The 16084-nt window shown below is 64.4% G+C and carries 16 protein-coding genes and 2 pseudogenes; 6 read left to right on the top strand and 12 right to left on the bottom strand.

Going from position 1 to position 16084, the window contains the following annotated elements:
- Window positions 1-43 precede the first annotated feature (43 nt).
- A complete protein-coding gene (gene gabD / locus AABQ55_RS02515; protein ID WP_272807147.1) occupies window positions 44-1495 on the bottom strand; it encodes an NADP-dependent succinate-semialdehyde dehydrogenase in 1452 nt (483 codons plus the stop codon).
- A gap of 160 nt (window positions 1496-1655) precedes the next feature.
- Here gabD and AABQ55_RS02510 point away from each other — a divergent pair, with 160 nt between their 5' ends.
- The gene (locus tag AABQ55_RS02510) at window positions 1656-2249 is read left to right on the top strand and encodes a nitroreductase family protein (RefSeq protein ID WP_272807146.1); all 594 of its coding nucleotides are present in this window, start codon (window positions 1656-1658) and stop codon (window positions 2247-2249) included.
- 132 nt (window positions 2250-2381) lie between these two features.
- Here AABQ55_RS02510 and gyrB read toward each other — a convergent pair whose 3' ends face one another.
- The 6 genes and pseudogenes from gyrB to AABQ55_RS02485 all read right to left on the bottom strand — a co-directional run bounded on the left by gyrB (window position 2382) and on the right by AABQ55_RS02485 (window position 7712).
- Complete coding sequence (gene gyrB, locus AABQ55_RS02505; RefSeq protein ID WP_272807145.1) at window positions 2382-4814, bottom strand: DNA topoisomerase (ATP-hydrolyzing) subunit B; 2433 nt, start codon at window positions 4812-4814, stop codon at window positions 2382-2384.
- Window positions 4815-4947: 133 nt separating this feature from the next.
- Window positions 4948-5328: a helix-turn-helix domain-containing protein gene (locus AABQ55_RS02500; protein WP_244770762.1), complete on the bottom strand. Its 381-nt coding sequence runs from the start codon at window positions 5326-5328 to the stop codon at window positions 4948-4950.
- A pseudogene (locus tag AABQ55_RS37720) lies at window positions 5325-5669 on the bottom strand (Smr/MutS family protein); the annotation flags it as partial. The pseudogene AABQ55_RS37720 and the gene AABQ55_RS02500, both read right to left, overlap by 4 nt.
- A 119-nt stretch (window positions 5670-5788) precedes the next feature.
- Window positions 5789-5891, bottom strand: a pseudogene (locus AABQ55_RS37715) (Smr/MutS family protein); the annotation flags it as partial.
- The gene (gene mltA / locus AABQ55_RS02490) at window positions 5878-6993 is read right to left on the bottom strand and encodes a murein transglycosylase A (protein WP_272807143.1); all 1116 of its coding nucleotides are present in this window, start codon (window positions 6991-6993) and stop codon (window positions 5878-5880) included. The gene mltA and the pseudogene AABQ55_RS37715, both read right to left, overlap by 14 nt.
- Window positions 6994-7007: 14 nt before the next feature.
- On the bottom strand, window positions 7008-7712 hold the full coding sequence (locus tag AABQ55_RS02485) for a Tim44/TimA family putative adaptor protein (RefSeq protein WP_244770759.1): 705 nt from the start codon (window positions 7710-7712) through the stop codon (window positions 7008-7010).
- A gap of 154 nt (window positions 7713-7866) precedes the next feature.
- On the opposite strand from AABQ55_RS02485, the gene AABQ55_RS02480 reads away from it, so the two are divergent.
- Window positions 7867-8325 carry an FxsA family protein gene (locus tag AABQ55_RS02480; RefSeq protein ID WP_244770758.1) on the top strand — a complete coding sequence of 153 codons (459 nt, stop codon included), beginning with the start codon at window positions 7867-7869 and terminating at the stop codon, window positions 8323-8325.
- Window positions 8326-8394: 69 nt separating this feature from the next.
- Window positions 8395-8871 carry a protein-export chaperone SecB gene (gene secB / locus AABQ55_RS02475; protein ID WP_244770757.1) on the top strand — a complete coding sequence of 159 codons (477 nt, stop codon included), beginning with the start codon at window positions 8395-8397 and terminating at the stop codon, window positions 8869-8871.
- Between the two features lie 83 nt (window positions 8872-8954).
- On the opposite strand, the gene dnaQ is transcribed toward secB, so the two are convergent.
- From dnaQ to AABQ55_RS02450, 5 genes are read right to left on the bottom strand one after another with little or no spacing between them, the layout of a single operon-like run.
- Window positions 8955-9659 carry a DNA polymerase III subunit epsilon gene (gene dnaQ, locus AABQ55_RS02470; protein WP_272807142.1) on the bottom strand — a complete coding sequence of 235 codons (705 nt, stop codon included), beginning with the start codon at window positions 9657-9659 and terminating at the stop codon, window positions 8955-8957.
- Window positions 9659-10249 (bottom strand): dephospho-CoA kinase, encoded by a 591-nt coding sequence (gene coaE / locus AABQ55_RS02465; protein WP_272807141.1) that lies wholly within the window; start codon window positions 10247-10249, stop codon window positions 9659-9661. The genes dnaQ and coaE overlap by 1 nt, the downstream gene beginning before the upstream one ends.
- Window positions 10246-11106, bottom strand: a complete 861-nt coding sequence (locus AABQ55_RS02460) for a shikimate dehydrogenase (protein ID WP_272807140.1) — start codon at window positions 11104-11106, stop codon at window positions 10246-10248. Before AABQ55_RS02460 ends, coaE begins: the two co-directional genes overlap by 4 nt.
- Window positions 11099-11695, bottom strand: a complete 597-nt coding sequence (locus AABQ55_RS02455) for a Maf-like protein (protein WP_244770753.1) — start codon at window positions 11693-11695, stop codon at window positions 11099-11101. Before AABQ55_RS02455 ends, AABQ55_RS02460 begins: the two co-directional genes overlap by 8 nt.
- 24 nt (window positions 11696-11719) lie before the next feature.
- The gene (locus AABQ55_RS02450; protein ID WP_244770752.1) at window positions 11720-12541 is read right to left on the bottom strand and encodes a pyruvate, water dikinase regulatory protein; all 822 of its coding nucleotides are present in this window, start codon (window positions 12539-12541) and stop codon (window positions 11720-11722) included.
- Window positions 12542-12946: 405 nt separating this feature from the next.
- On the opposite strand from AABQ55_RS02450, the gene hemE reads away from it, so the two are divergent.
- The 3 genes from hemE to rho all read left to right on the top strand — a co-directional run bounded on the left by hemE (window position 12947) and on the right by rho (window position 15969).
- Window positions 12947-13981 (top strand): uroporphyrinogen decarboxylase, encoded by a 1035-nt coding sequence (gene hemE, locus AABQ55_RS02445; RefSeq protein ID WP_272807139.1) that lies wholly within the window; start codon window positions 12947-12949, stop codon window positions 13979-13981.
- Window positions 13978-14517 (top strand): protoporphyrinogen oxidase HemJ, encoded by a 540-nt coding sequence (gene hemJ, locus AABQ55_RS02440; protein ID WP_272807138.1) that lies wholly within the window; start codon window positions 13978-13980, stop codon window positions 14515-14517. Before hemE ends, hemJ begins: the two co-directional genes overlap by 4 nt.
- 186 nt (window positions 14518-14703) lie before the next feature.
- The gene (rho, locus tag AABQ55_RS02435) at window positions 14704-15969 is read left to right on the top strand and encodes a transcription termination factor Rho (RefSeq protein ID WP_024271281.1); all 1266 of its coding nucleotides are present in this window, start codon (window positions 14704-14706) and stop codon (window positions 15967-15969) included.
- Window positions 15970-16084 lie beyond the last annotated feature (115 nt).

The raw sequence follows: 16084 nt of genomic DNA, 5'->3' as shown, positions 1-16084 counted from the left end.
ACCGGCCGGACGATGCCGGCCGGGTCTTCCCTGTCCCCTGACCTCAGGCGATGCCGCCGAGGCAGACATATTTGATCTCGGTGAACTCCTCGATGCCGTATTTCGAGCCCTCGCGGCCGAGGCCGGAAAGCTTGACGCCGCCGAACGGCGCTTCCGCCGTCGAGATCAGACCGGTATTGACGCCGACCATGCCGTATTCCAGCGCCTCGGCGACGCGGAAGACCCGCGACAGCTCCTTGGCGTAGAAATAGGAGGCAAGACCGAATTCCGTGTCGTTCGCCTGGGCGATGACGTCGTCCTCATCCTTGAAGCGGAAGAGCGGTGCGACCGGGCCGAAGGTCTCCTCGCGGGCGACGGCCATGTCGGGCGTCACGTCGGCAATGACGGTCGCCTCGTAGAAAGTGCCGCCGAGCGCATGGCGCTTGCCGCCCTGCACCACGCGGCCACCCTTCTTCACCGCGTCGGAAACGTGCTCCTCGACCTTTTCGAGCGCCGCCTGGTCGATCAGCGGGCCGAGCACGACGCCGTCGTCGAAGCCGTTGCCGGTCTTCAGCTTGCCGACCGCGACGGCGAGCTTTTCGGAAAAGGCGTCATAGACGGCATCCTGCACATAGATGCGGTTGGCGCAGACGCAGGTCTGGCCGTTGTTGCGGAATTTTGCGATCAGCGCGCCTTCGACGGCCGCATCGAGATCGGCGTCGTCGAAGACGATGAAGGGGGCGTTGCCGCCGAGCTCCAGGCCGAGCTTCTTGATGGTGGGGGCGCACTGCTTGTAGAGCTCGGCGCCGATTTCCGTCGAACCGGTGAAGGTGAGCTTGCGCACGGTCGGGTTGGCCGTGAGCTCCGCGCCGATCTCGCGGGCAGAGCCCGTGATGACCGAGAAGAGTCCGGCGGGAAGGCCCGCGCGCTCGGCAAGGACGGCGATGGCGATGGCCGAGAACGGCGTCTGCGAGGCGGGCTTCAGCACCATGGCGCAGCCGGCGGCGAAGGCCGGGCCGGCCTTGCGGGTGATCATGGCGTTCGGGAAGTTCCAGGGCGTGATCGCCGCGACGACGCCGATCGGCTGCTTCATCACGAGGATGCGCTTGTCCTTCTGGTGGCCGGGCACGATGTCGCCGTAGAGGCGGCGGGCTTCTTCGGCGAACCATTCGACGAAGCTTGCGCCATAGACGATCTCGCCGGTGGACTCGGCCAGCGGCTTGCCCTGCTCCATCGTCAGGATGCGGCCGAGATCGTCCTTGTTCTCGATCATCAGCTCGAACCATTTTCTGAGCACGGCCGAGCGTTCCTTGGCCGTGCGGGCGGCCCATCCCTTCTGGGCGGCGGCGGCGGCGTCGATCGCCTCCTTCGTCTCCCTGGCGCCGAGCTTCGGCACATGGCCGACAAGCTCGCCCGTTGCCGGGTTCTTCACGGCGATGCCGCTGCCATCCGCCTCGATCCAGCGGGTGCCAACGAGGACTGCCTGGCGCAGCAGGCTCGGGTCTTTGAGGCTCATCGGATATCTCCCATTTCGCGATGCCGTTTCTCACATGTCGGAAGGGTTATATTGCGTCCCCCACCGGTTCGACAATGCGACAGGAACGCGATTTTACCGCTTCGCGCGACGCGCCGCCGGGTCTAAGGTCGGCCGGCCAAACTGACATTCGAGGCTTGCAATGACCCATCCGACCGGCCGCACCGCGGACCACGCCATCGACCCCATCTATCTCGACCGCTGGTCGCCCCGCGCCTTCACCGGCGAGGCGATGCCGCACGAAACGCTGCTTTCGCTGTTCGAGGCGGCCCGCTGGGCACCGTCCGCCGCCAACGGCCAGCCCTGGCGCTTCGTCTACGGCCATCGCGGCACCGAGGCCTTCGAGCGGATCTACAACACGCTGGACGAGGGCAACCGCCGCTGGGCGGACAAGGCCGCCGTGCTGGCCGTGATCATCTCGCAGACCCACCGCCAGAACGCCGCCGGTGAAATGCGCCCGGCCTATACCCACGCCTTCGACACCGGCGCCGCCTGGGCCTATCTTGCGCTCGAGGCGACGCGCGCCGGCTACCATGCCCACGGCATGGGCGGCATCGACCGGGAGAAGGCGCGGGAGGTCCTCGGCATTCCGGAAGGTTTCCGCGTGGAAGCGGCGCTTGCGATCGGCAAGATCGCCCCGAAGGAGTCGCTGCCCGAGGACCTCATGAAGCGCGAGGTGCCGAGCGGGCGCAAGAAGGTGGAAGAGTTCGTCTCCGAAGGGCAATTCGTGCCCTGAAGCGGCTTGCAATGGGCGCACGGCCGCCTAAGCCCCATCCATTTTCGTCATCCTCGGGCTTGACCCGAGGATGACGGAGGAGAGGGCAATATCTTCCCGATAAAGAGCGCCGCCTTTCGGCGGCTCCCTTGCCTAGATATCGAGGTTGGCGACGCTGAGGGCGTTTTCCTGGATGAAGTCGCGGCGCGGCTCCACCTCGTCGCCCATCAGGCGGGCGAAGAGGCCGTCGGCATCCGTCGCATCGGACACCCGCACCTGCAGCAGCGAACGCACGTTCGGATCGAGCGTCGTTTCCCAGAGCTGCTCGGCATTCATCTCGCCAAGCCCCTTGTAGCGCTGCATGGAAAGCCCCTTGCGGCCGGCGGCGAAGACGGCGTCGAGCAGGGCGCGCGGGCCGGAAATCTCGACCTGGCCATCCTTGCGGCGCAGGACCGGCGGCGGCGTATAGATTTCCTGGAAGCGGGCGGAAAGCTGGTCGATATGGCGGGCATCGGACGAGCCGATCAGCGCCATGTCGATATGCGCGAATTCCTTGACGCCGCGCACCATGCGCTCGAAGCGCAGGCCGCCGTCCGTGGCGACGGATCCGGTCCAGCCGCGCTCCGTCTCCTCGGCGATGAGATCGAGCCGGCGGGCGACCTCTTCCGCCTTGGCGGCATAGGCCTCGCGGTCGTGGCTGAGCTCAAGATTGAGCGCGCCGGCAATGGCCGCCTGCTCGATGATCGCGCGATTGTAGCGCGAATGCAGGCCGTCGAGCAGCGTGCGCAGGCGCAGCGCGTCCTGGATCAGCTCCAGGATGTCCTGGCCGGCACGCACTTCGCCGGAGCTGAGCTCCAGCGCCGCATCGTCGAGGCCGACGGCGACGAGGTAATCCTCCAGCGCCTTCTCGTTCTTCAGGTACTGGCTCGATTTGCCGCGCGCCACCTTATAAAGCGGCGGCTGGGCGATGTAGAGATGGCCGCGCTCGATCAGCTCCGGCATCTGCCGGAAGAAGAAGGTGAGCAGCAGGGTGCGGATATGCGCGCCGTCGACGTCCGCGTCCGTCATGATGATGATCTTGTGGTAGCGCAGCTTGTCGGCGTTGAACTCGTCCTTGCCGATCGAGGTGCCGAGCGCGGTGATCAGCGTGCCGATCTCCTGGCTGGAGAGCATCTTGTCGAAACGCGCGCGCTCGACATTGAGGATTTTTCCGCGCAGCGGCAGGATGGCCTGGTTCTCGCGCGAGCGGCCCTGCTTGGCCGAACCGCCGGCCGAATCGCCCTCGACGAGGAAGAGTTCGGATTTCGCGGGATCGCGCTCGGAGCAGTCGGCAAGCTTGCCGGGCAGCGAGGAAATGTCGAGCGCGCCCTTGCGCCGTGTCAATTCACGCGCCTTGCGCGCGGCCTCGCGGGCTGCGGCGGCCTCGACGACCTTGCCGACAAGCGTCCTGGCATCGGCGGGGTGTTCCTCGAACCAGGTGGAGAGCGCCTCGTTGACGAGGTTTTCCACGGCCGGGCGGACTTCGGAGGAAACCAGCTTGTCCTTGGTCTGCGAGGAGAATTTCGGATCGGGAACCTTGACCGACAGCACCGCCGTCAGGCCTTCGCGGCAGTCCTCGCCCTGCAGCGTCACCTTCTCCTTCTTGGTGATGCCGGACGTATCGGCATAGGAGACGACCTGGCGGGTCAGCGCGCCGCGGAAGCCCGCCATGTGCGTGCCGCCGTCGCGCTGGGGGATGTTGTTGGTGAAGCAGAGCACATTCTCGTGGTAGCTGTCGTTCCACCACATCGCGACCTCGACGGTGATGCCGTCCTTCTCGCCCCGGATGGCGATGGGCTTGGAGACCAGCGGCTTCTTCGCCCGGTCGAGATAGGTCACGAAGGCTTCAAGGCCGCCCTCGTACATCAGTTCGTCCTGCTTGATATCCGAATGGCGGCGATCGGTGAGCAGGATGCGCACGCCGGAATTCAGGAAGGCGAGCTCGCGCAGGCGGTGCTCCAGCGTCGCATAGTTGAAGTCGATGTTCGAGAAGGTGTCGGTCGAGGGCAGGAAGGTCACTTCCGTACCGGTCTCGCTGCCGCAGTCGCCGGTCACCGCCAGCGGGCCGTCGGCCACGCCATGGGTGAAGCTCATCTCGTGGATCTTGCCGCCGCGGCGGATCTTCAGCTTCAGCTTGACCGAAAGCGCATTCACCACCGAGACGCCGACGCCGTGCAGGCCGCCGGAAACCTTATAGGAGTTCTGGTCGAATTTGCCGCCGGCATGGAGCTGGGTCATGATGACCTCGGCGGCGGAGACGCCCTCTTCCTTGTGGATATCGGTCGGGATGCCGCGGCCGTTGTCGGTCACCGTCACGGACCCGTCCGGATTGAGCGTGACCGTCACGATGTCCGCATGGCCGGCAAGCGCCTCGTCGATCGCGTTGTCGACGACCTCGTAGACCATGTGGTGCAGGCCCGAGCCGTCATCGGTATCGCCGATATACATGCCGGGGCGCTTGCGCACCGCATCAAGCCCCTTGAGGACCTTGATCGAATCTGCGCCGTACTCGGCCGGGCCGTTTTCGGTCTCGGGTGTGTCAGTCATTCAAACGTCTTTCCAGGGTTCTTTCGGAAGGCAGGAAGCGCGGCGAATCACGGCTTTCCAAGTCCTTGAATATAGGGATTTTGCCCTCAAGTTCCAAATCAGGGAGAGGGCAAACACGGCAGAATTCAGGGGATCAGCCGGGTTTTACCCGGTTATTGCATGCTTTTTCCAGAATACCGGCAAGACGGCGCACCGTCTCGGGCGGCAGGTCGCGGATTTCCGCCGAAAGCCGGTTGGCGAAGGCGGTGTATTCCGGCGGCAGGCCGGCCGTATCCACCACGACGCGCGGATCGGAAATCCGGGCAATGCGGAACAGTTCCTCGGCCTCGTCCCAGATGACGTTGAAGTAACCCGCCACGCGCTGGAGGAAATCGAAGCTCGGCGTGCCGCGCTTGCCGTTCTCCAGCGCCGAGAGATAGGCGGGACTGACGCCGAGCGCCCTGGCCATGTCCTTCTGCGAAACGCCCTTGCGATCGCGCAGGTGCCGTACGGCCTTGCCGAAGGGTGTCGTCATCGTTTTTCTCCCGGGTGCCGGGCAAGCCGGACATAGAGCGCCCCGTCGCCGCCGTGGTTGCGCGCCGCCGGCTCGTAGGAGGAGATCAGCGGCCGGAACTCCGGCAGGGAGAACCACAGCGGCACCGCCCGCTTCAAGGCGCCGTCGCTGCCGAGCGAGGTGCCCTTGCCGGTGATCACGAGCACGTGGCGCAGGCCCCGCTCGTGCGCCCGGATGAGAAAGCCGAGCAGGAAGCCGTGCGCCTCGCTCTGGATCATGCCGTGCAGGTCGATGCGCGCTTCCAGCGCCAGGCGGCCCTTGGCGATCTTGCGCTTGACCGGGCGCTCCAGCGGATGGTGCCGGGTCTCCTTGTCGCGGCCGATGGTGAGCGCGATACCTTCGGCGGGCGGGGCGGACTTCATCTTCTTCGGTTCCGGCTCGGGCTTCTTCCCGGCCTCCGGCTTTTCAAAGGCGGCCTCGAACTCCGTCAGGGCGTCGAGCCTGCCCGGCAGTGCACGCGTGCTGCGCGCCACCTTGCCCCAGAGGATACGGTCCTCGCTCGAGAGCGTCTTATCCTTCGGCATGGAGGTATCGCTCCGCCGCTGCCTTCGGCACGAGGATATGGAAGGTCGCCGCATTGCGCACATGGCCGGCCAGCGCGCCCGCCGCATCGCCCGAACCGGTGAAGATATCGCCGCGCGCCGGGCCGACGATCGCCGTTCCGGTGTCGAGCGCCAGCATCAGGCGGCGGAAGGGCTTGCCGCCATCCATATGGGTGAGGCTGTCGCTCGAAATGAAGAAGGGCAGGCCGAAGGTATGGATCAGCCGGTCGACCGCCAGCGAACGGCCGGCGACGAGCGGCACTTTCGCCGCGGCGATCGGGCCGAGCGACAGATCCGCGACCTCGGCCTCCTTGAAGAAGATGAAGGAGCGGTTGTGCCAGAGCACGGCGTCGACCTGATCCTCGTTGCGGGCCAGCCAGTCACGGATCGAAGCCATGGAGACGGTTGCCGCGTCGATCTCGCCGCGGTCGATCAGCAGCTTGCCGATCGCGGAAAAGGGATGGCCGCTCTTGGCGGCGTAGGTGATTCGCCTGACCGACCCGTCCGGATAGACGAGCCGCACGGCGCCCTGCACATGGGCGAAGAAGACGTCCACCTTCGAGCGGGCATAGGCGATCTCCAGCCCGCGGCCGGCAAGATAGCCACGCTCGATCTCGCCGCGATCGGGATGCTCGACGATCCCGCCGGCCGTCTTGAGCCCGAACGCAAAACCCGGCGGAAAACCGGCCGGGCGATTGTCCTCGTCGATATCGACCAGATCCTCCGGCCGGGCGTAGAAGGGGTGGCGGAACGCGGCGTCCGGCTCCGCCCGCACGGCGACTTCCGGCTCGTAGAAGGCCGTGACGAAACCGGGCGAGCCGTCCGCCTTCTCGATGAGGAAGGGCACGCACTGCGCCTCGAAGAAGGCGCGCACCGCGGCGGGACCTTCCGGCTTCTCGTCGGCCGCCGCATCCAGCAACGCCAGAAGCTCGCCGGCGGTGATGCCGAGCGAGCCCGTCCTGTAGGGTTTTACGGTGCGGATGTGATCGCGACAGCGGGCCATTGCCGAAAGAAGCGCTGTCGGATCATCCTCGTTCCAGCCGGGAAGCGCCGAAAACCGGGCCGGAACCAGGCGATAGTCCATTGGCCTTGCCTCGCTCAGCCTTCCGATTCGGTGGCGATCAGCTTCCAGTTCGGATCGCGCGAACGGATGTCGCGGGCGAAGGTCCACAGGTCGTTGACCTCGGCCACCGTTTCCGCATCGCCCTCGATCAGCGTGCCGGCCTTGTCATAGGTGGCGGAGATCAGCTGGCTGACGATGCGCAGCGTCACATTCGCCTCGCTGTCCTTGACCTCGGCGCTGACGATATCGGCCTTCTCGATGCCGACGAAGCTGGAGCGGACGACCTCGCCGTTTCTCTCGCGTTCCGAGATGGCCGCGTCGAAGCCTTCATAGACCTCGCGCGACAGGAGGTTCTTCAATGCCTTGCGGTCGCCGTCGGCAAAGGCGACGACGATCATTTCATAGGCCATGCGGGCGCCGTTGACGAACTCCTTCGGGTTGAAGGACGGGTCGACCTTGACGATCTGGCGAAGCTGCTCGTTGAGCGGGGTGCCCGGTGCGGCAAAGCCATCGACGGACGCATAGGGATTTTCCTCCTCGTCCGTCCCATCCCGCCGCGGCAGCGTGACCACCTTGCCGCGATCGGCCGAATCAGCCTCGCTGGCGGTCTCGCGCTTGGAATAGGGATCGAAGGGCGGGCGCTCGCTGCCGGTGCGCCGGCCGAGCACGCTGCGCAACTGCAGGAAGATGACCACCGCAGCCACCAGGAAAAAAATCGTTACAAAGTCGAATGAGCCCATTATCGATCCGCAGCCGTTTTCGTTTTTCTTGTTCCTTTCCCATATAGTCCGCAAAACCGGATCATTCAAATGGCGATGACGTGAATGCGATGAAGGCACGCCCAAACAGCGCCGGCAGTATCGGTCCGCGCTAAACTGTGCGACAGTGAAGGCCATGCTGCGACGTCTCATTCCCCTCTTCATTCTCCTGCTGCCGCTGGCGGAAATCGCCTGTTTCATTCTTGTCGGGCGGCGCATCGGCCTTTTTGCCACCCTGTCGCTGGTCGTGCTTTCGGCCGTCGCCGGCATCGTGCTGATGCGCATCCAGGGTTTCGGCGTGCTTGCCCGGTTGCGCCAGGCCGGCCAGGACGGCCGCGCGCCGGGCAAGGAAATGCTCGATGCCGCGATGATCATGATCGCCGGCATCCTGTTGCTGATTCCCGGCTTCCTCACCGATATCGTGGGGCTCGCCCTGTTTCTGCCGCCCGTCCGCACGTTCCTCTGGAACCGGCTGATGCGCAACATCGTGGTCGTCGACATCGGCGGCACGCACCCCGGCAACCGGCCGCAGACAGGCCCCCAGCGCACCATCGATCTAGACGAAAGCGACTTTCATCGCGACGGCCGGCCGTGACGGCGGGTTGTAAGCCCGGGGCCGAAATGCTAGATGGCCTGACTTTCCAGAGTCCCCGAGGATACTTTCATGACCGACGCAGCAACCGAGAACAACGCCGCGAGCCCCTCGCTCAACATCCTGGCGCAGTATGTGAAGGACTTCTCCTTCGAAAACCCGGGTGCACCGCGGTCGCTCCAGGCCCGTGACAAGGCGCCGGCGATCAACATCAGCGTCAACGTCAATGCAAACCCGCTCTCCGAGACGGACTTCGACGTCATCCTTTCGCTGAACGCGGAAGCCAAGGACGGCGACAAGATGCTCTTCAACGCCGAACTCGCCTATGGCGGCGTCTTCCGCGTCGCGGGCTTCCCGCAGGAACACATGCTCCCGGTGCTCTTCATCGAGTGCCCGCGCCTGCTCTTCCCCTTCGCCCGCCAGATCATCGCCGACGCGACCCGCAACGGCGGTTTCCCGCCGCTGATGATCGATCCGATCGATTTCGCGCAGATGTTCACCCAGCGCATGGCCGAAGAACAGGTCAAGGCCAAGGTCAACGCCAACTGAGGCGACCACCGGCTTTCAACGAAAACGCCCGGCCACCTGGTGACCGGGCGTTTTCTTTTGCTTTTTGAAAAGCTGGGCCAGGTTCACGCGCCGTATTTCGCCCAGATCGCCTTGTCGCCCATCTTCTGCACCATGGTGGCATGGGCGGCGCGCTCTTCCTCGGAAAGGCGGGGCGCAAGCGGCTTCGGCCTGACGCCCAGCGGCAGGACGACATCGTCCTCAGCCTCGACCAGCGTCCGCCGGCCGCTCTCGGCCATGCCGAGCCCGAGCGCCGCCTGCCGGCCGCCGATCATCTCGATATAGACCTCGGCCAGAAGCTCGGAGTCGAGCAGGGCGCCGTGTTTCGTGCGATGCGAATTGTCGATGCCGTAGCGCCGGCAGAGCGCATCGAGCGAGTTCGGCCCCATAGGATGCTTGCGGCGCGCCAGCGCCAGCGTGTCCGTCACCTTCTCCTGCAGGACCGGCGGCAGGCCGATGCGCTCGAACTCGGCGTTGATGAAGCCCATGTCGAAGTTGGCATTGTGCGCCACCCAGCGGGCATCGCCGAAGAAATCGAGGATCTGCTGCGCCAGATCGGCAAAGGGCGGCTTGTCCTTCAGGAATTCGTCCGTGATGCCGTGCACGGCAAGCGCATCCGGATGCACCTTGCGGTCGCCCGGGCTGATGAAGAGGTGCAGCGTGCGGCCGGTCGGAAAATGGTTCTCCAGCTCCACGCCGCCGATTTCGATGACGCGGTCGAGCTTGTTGTCGAGGCCGGTCGTTTCCGTATCGAAGATGATCTCGCGCATCAGTGCTCTTGTCCCTTCAAGCTTTCAACGATCTCTTCCACCTGTTTGCGCGCCGCTTCAAGCCCCTTGCCGGTATCGATGAGGAAATCGGCGCGCCGGCGCTTTTCCGCATCCGGCGTCTGGCGTGACAGGATGAGCTGGAATTTCTCCTCCGTCATGCCTGGGCGGGCGAGCACGCGCTGTCTTTGTATGTCCGGATCGCAGGTGACGACCACCACCTTGTCCACCCGCGCTTCCCCCCCGGTCTCGTAGAGCAGCGGGATATCGAGCAGGACGAGCGGCGATCCATGATCCCGCTGCGCATCGAGGAAGGCTTTCTCGCGTGCCCGCACGAGCGGGTGGATGATCGCCTCCAGCGCGGCAAAGCGGTCCGGGAACCGGGCCAGCGTCGCCGACAGTGCCGTGCGGTCGATGACGCCATCGCGCAGCGCTTCGGGAAACCGCGCGGCGACCGGCGCGACGGCCTCCATCCGATAGAGGTCGTGCACCGTCGCATCCGCGTCATGCACCGGCACACCGAGATTGCGGAACATCGCCGCGGTCGTCGACTTGCCTGTTCCGATCGATCCGGTGAGGCCGAGCACGATCATCGATGCGCCTCCATGTCGGCGAGGATCATCCCGCGCAATCGCGCATCGACGGCCGGCCGCACACCGAACCATTTTTCAAAGCCCGGCACCGCCTGATGCAGGAGCATGCCGAGGCCATCCACCGTGGCAAAACCCTGCTCGGCCGCCTGACGCAGGATCGGCGTGACCAGCGGCACATAGACGATGTCCGTCACCACCGCGCCCTCACCCAGGGGCGAGAAGTCGAAATCCGGTGCCGCCTCGCCATCCATGCCGAGCGACGTCGTGTTGACGAAAAGCCCTGCCCCCTTCATGACCTCCGGCAGGGCCGCCATCGGATGGGCGTGCACGCTCGGCCCGAAACGGTCGGCCAGTTCCTGCGCGCGGGCGGCAGTGCGGTTGACGACATGGATTTCCGCAACGCCGCGATCGCGCACCGCCTGGAGGATCGCCCGGCTGGCGCCGCCAGCCCCGAGGATGACGGCCCGGTCCGTCCTGTCCCAGCCGGACGCGGCGGCATCGAGATTGGCGAGAAATCCAAAACCGTCGGTGTTGGTCGCATGGAGCCGGCCGTCCTCCAGCCAGAGCGTGTTCGACGCCCCGAGCTCTTCGCTCAGCGCATCCGGCCGGTCGGCGAGCGCGAAGGCCGTTTCCTTGTGCGGGATGGTGACATTGCCGCCGATGAAGCCGGATTCACCGCTTTTCAAGCGGGAAATGAAGCCGGCGAAATCCTCGGGCGAAACCTCCTGCCGCGTATAGGATCCCTGCAATCCCAGCGTTTCCAGCCAGTATCCATGGATCAGCGGCGAGCGCGAATGTTTGACCGGATAGCCCGTCACGAAGGCATGGCGAGCGACTGTTTCACGTGAATCATGCATCGATGGCACCGAGATCGCGAAGTTTAGCCAGCAAGGGAAGCAGCGGCAGGCCGAGGATGGTGAAATAGTCGCCGTCGATCCGCTCGAAGAGCTGCACCCCTTCGCCCTCGAGCTGATAGGCGCCGACGCTCGCCAGCACCCGCGGTCCGACCCGCGCCAGGTGGCGATCGATGAAATCGCCGGACAGCGGCCGCATCGTCAGATGCGCGATGGAGATGTGGCTCCACAATGTCTCTCCGTCCCGTACCAGGGCGATGCCGCAGTTCAGCGAATGGGTGCGGCCGGACATGGCCTGAAGATGGGTCTTGGCTTCTGCCATGTCGGCCGGCTTGTGAAACACCCGCCCCTCCAGGGACAGCGTCTGGTCGGAACCGATGACGAGGGCGCCGGGATTGCGCCGCGCCACATTCACGGCCTTTTCGATCGCCAGCGCCTGGGCGATCTCCGGCGGCGTCGGGTTGCCGGCCGCAAGCGCGGTTTCGATCGCGCGCTCGTCGAGATCGGCCGCCTCGGTTTCAAAGGCAAGGCCCGCATTGTCCATCAGCATGCGGCGAAAGGGACTTTGCGAGGCAAGGATCAGCGATGTCATGGAAATCTCCGTTTCCCCTCCCGGTTAGCGAAGCTTCGGGCGAAGAGCAACGATGGCGGCGGCCGTTTCCTCGATCGATCGCCGGGTGACGTCGATGATCGGCCAGTTGTTGCGCGCACAGATGGCACGGGCATATTTCAATTCCTCGGAAATCTGCGACCGGTCGACATAATCGTCGCCGCGAAAATCCTGCGTCTGGCCGAGCACCCGATTCTGCCGCACCTGGGCAATGCGGTCCGTGGTGGCGATCAGTCCGACGACCAGCGGTTTCGTCGTCGTCGACAGCCGCTCCGGCAGGGGCACGCCGAGCACGATCGGTACATTGGCGGTCTTGATGCCGCGATTGGCGAGATAGATGCTCGTCGGCGTCTTAGAGGTGCGGCTGATGCCGACAAGGATGACGTCCGCCTCGTCGAGATCGGCCGGCAGCTGCCCGTCGTCGTGGTCCATCGTGAAATTGAGCGCGTCGATCCGCGCGAAATATTCCGCGTTCATCACATGCTGCGCGCCCACCCGCCGGCGCGAAGGCGCACCGAGATAGGACTGGAAGAGGTCGATCACCGGCTCGAGCACGGAGACGCAGGGTACGCCCATCTCCCGGCAACGCTGGTCGATGATCTCCGAAAGCTCCCGGTCGACGATCGTATAGAGCACGATGCCCGGCGCTCCGTCGATGGCATCGAGCACGGGCATGAGCTGCTTGCGGTTGCGGATCAGCGGATAGACATGTTCGAGCGCCTGGGACGACTGGAACTGCGCGGCTGCCGCCCGCCCCGCGGCAATCAGCGTCTCGCCCGTCGAGTCCGATATCAGGTGCAGATGGAAGTAGTTTCTGGTGCTTTCCACAATATCCTCCGCCCCCTGTTGATGAACCGGGACAGCACCGAGCTAAGAACGACAGGGATCGGGAGGCAAGGGGATAACCGCCTTTTTATCCACAATCCGCGGGAGACGGGAACAGGATTCACGGCCCATGTGGATAAGACTCATGACACGGCAAAGTGTCGCGCTTCTCCACATCTCATCCACAGCAAGGCTCTTTTGTCGACGCCGTCGATCGCCTTGATTCGAAAAGGCGAATCCGGTTCTCCGCATTATTCTCAGAAAATCTTCCTGCGGGTTTTGTCTTTTCCGCCCTGCCGCCGGCAAGGCCGGATCCCTGTGGAGAGGATTTAATCCTTGATAGTCACCGACTCTAAGAAATAGAAACCTTTTCAAAGAGATTATTTCATTGATTGGGAGAACCCCGCGGTGTCTGCGAAAAGCCGGAAGATCGTCGATGTCCTGAACGGGAAAACGATCTCCCCCCCTCCCCTCTGGCTGATGCGTCAGGCCGGACGCTACCTGCCGGAATACAGGCAGACCCGCGCGGCGGCGGGAAGCTTCCTCGATCTCTGTTATTCGCCGGAGCTGGCGACGGAAGTGACGCTCCAGCCGATCCGCCGCTATGGCTTCGACGCGGCGATCCTGTTCTCCGATATCCTCGTCATTCCCGACGCCCTGAAGCGCAATGTCCGCTTCGAGGAAGGCCATGGGCCGCGCCTCGATCCGATCGATGTCGATGGCATTCTGGCCCTGAAGGGCGACGGGGTGGCAGATCATCTCCAGCCGGTGATAGAGGCGGTCGGCCGCATCCGGGGCGCCCTGCCCGAGGAAACGGCGCTGCTCGGCTTCTGCGGCGCGCCCTGGACCGTTGCCACCTACATGATCGCCGGCCACGGAACGCCGGACCAGGCTCCCGCGCGTCTCTTCGCCTACAGGGAGCCACGCACCTTCGCACATCTGCTCGACGTGCTTGCCGAACTCTCGGCCGATTACCTTGTGGCGCAGATCGATGCCGGCGCCGATGCGGTGCAGATCTTCGATTCCTGGGCCGGCGTTCTCGGCGAACGCGAGTTTGCCGATTTCGCCGTCCGGCCCGTGCAGCGCATCATCTCTTCGGTCAAGGCCCGCCGACCGCAGGCGAAGATCATCGCCTTTGCCAAGGGAGCGGGCGTGCTCCTGAAATCCTACCGGCAGCAGACCGGCGCCGACGCCATTGGCCTCGACTGGTCCGTACCGCTCTCCTTCGCGGCCGACCTGCAGAAGGACGGCCCCGTCCAGGGCAATCTCGATCCGATGCGCGTCGTCGCCGGCGGCGCGGCGCTCGACGAAGGCATCGACGCCATCCTGCAGGTGCTCGGCAATGGGCCGCTGATCTTCAATCTCGGCCATGGCATCACGCCGCAGGCCGATCCCGACACTGTCGCGCGCCTCGTGGCGCGGGTGCGCGGGGAAAAGCGGTGAGCGAGAAGCAGGCGGGCGAGAGCGCCGGACGCCGGGCGCGGCTGCGCGCCGCGGTGGCGCTTGTCGTCTTCGCGCTGCTTGTGCTCCTCCTCGTCCTCCATCCGCCGGACGATCTCTATCTTTGGATCAAGTCGTTGCACATCATCGCCGTCATCTCCTGGATGGCGGGCCTGCTCTACCTGCCGCGGCTCTTCGTCTATCACACGGATGCCCCGCCCGGCTCGGCCGAGGCGCAGGTCTTCAAGGTGATGGAACAGCGGCTCTACCGGGTCATCATGCAGCCGGCGATGGGCCTTTCCTGGCTGCTCGGCCTTTATCTCGCCTGGTCCGTCTACGGTTTCCAGGGCGGCTGGCTGCATGCCAAGCTCGCCCTGGTCATCCTCATGACCGGCGTGCACCAGTTCTATGGCCGGGCCGTCAAGGCCTTCGCCGAGGACCGCAACACCTGGAGCGGCCGCCAGTGGCGCATCTGGAACGAGGCGCCGGCGCTCCTGATGATCCTCATCGTCATTCTGGTCGTCGTCAAACCGTTCTGAGCCTCTGCGACAAAACGGATGAAATTTCAAAGCCCCCTTGCGGGGCAGCACCGGAACCGCTATTTTCCGCGCATCTCATCTTTCGTGGCATGTGTATTCGTTCAGTGAACTGCACCCGATCCCCCGCAGTTCGGCCTTGACCCGCACGCCTTTTCCCATCCCGATGACACCCAGCATGGACCATTCATGGCCGAAATGAAGCTACAAGACCTCAAGAACAAGACTCCGACCGACCTCCTTGCCTTTGCCGAATCGCTCGAGGTCGAGAACGCGAGCACGATGCGCAAGCAGGAACTGATGTTTGCGATCCTGAAGATGCTGGCCGCGCAGGACGTGGAGATCATCGGCGAGGGTGTCGTGGAAGTGCTGCAGGACGGTTTCGGCTTCCTGCGGTCGGCCAATGCGAACTACCTGCCCGGCCCGGACGATATCTATATCTCGCCCTCCCAGATCCGCCGTTTCTCGCTGAAGACCGGCGATACGGTGGAAGGCCCGATCCGCGGCCCGAAGGAAGGCGAACGCTATTTCGCGCTGCTCAAGGTCAACACGATCAATTTCGACGATCCGGAGAAGATCCGCCACAAGGTCCACTTCGACAACCTGACGCCGCTCTACCCGAACGAGCGCTTCAAGATGGAACTCGAGATCCCGACCTCGAAGGATCTGTCGCCGCGCGTCATCGATCTCGTCGCGCCCCTCGGCAAGGGCCAGCGCGGCCTCATCGTCGCCCCGCCGCGCACGGGTAAGACGGTTCTCCTGCAGAACATCGCCCATTCGATCACCGCAAACCATCCGGAATGTTATCTCATCGTCCTCTTGATCGACGAGCGTCCGGAGGAAGTGACGGACATGCAGCGATCGGTGCGGGGCGAAGTCGTTTCCTCGACCTTCGACGAACCGGCGACGCGCCACGTCCAGGTCGCCGAAATGGTCATCGAGAAGGCCAAGCGCCTCGTCGAGCACGGCCGCGACGTCGTGATCCTGCTCGATTCGATCACCCGCCTCGGCCGCGCCTACAACACGGTGGTTCCGTCCTCGGGCAAGGTGCTGACCGGCGGCGTCGACGCGAACGCCCTGCAGCGCCCGAAGCGCTTCTTCGGCGCGGCGCGCAATATCGAGGAAGGCGGTTCGCTGACCATCATCGCGACGGCGCTGATCGACACCGGCAGCCGCATGGACGAAGTGATCTTCGAGGAGTTCAAGGGTACCGGTAACTCGGAAATCGTGCTGGATCGCAAGGTCGCCGACAAGCGCATCTTCCCGGCCATGGACATCCTCAAGTCCGGCACGCGCAAGGAAGACCTTCTGGTGCCGCGCCAGGATCTCCAGAAGATCTTCGTGTTGCGCCGCATTCTTGCCCCGATGGGCACCACGGATGCGATCGAATTCCTGATCGACAAGCTGAAGCAGACGAAGAACAACGGCGATTTCTTCGATTCGATGAACACATAGCCAATAGGCACGAACGTGCGTAAAGACATGGCCCCGCCGTAAGGCGGGACCATTTTCGTTTCAGGAGAAGAAATCGATTCTCCTCCGAAACGGAATCGCCGATTCGCACCCGGAA

Origin of the sequence: Shinella sp. WSD5-1 (assembly GCF_963942435.1) — a bacterium.
Taxonomy (GTDB): domain Bacteria; phylum Pseudomonadota; class Alphaproteobacteria; order Rhizobiales; family Rhizobiaceae; genus Shinella; species Shinella yambaruensis.
The sequence above is the reverse complement of the archived record's forward strand: the minus strand, read 5'-3'. Positions and strand labels throughout refer to the sequence as shown.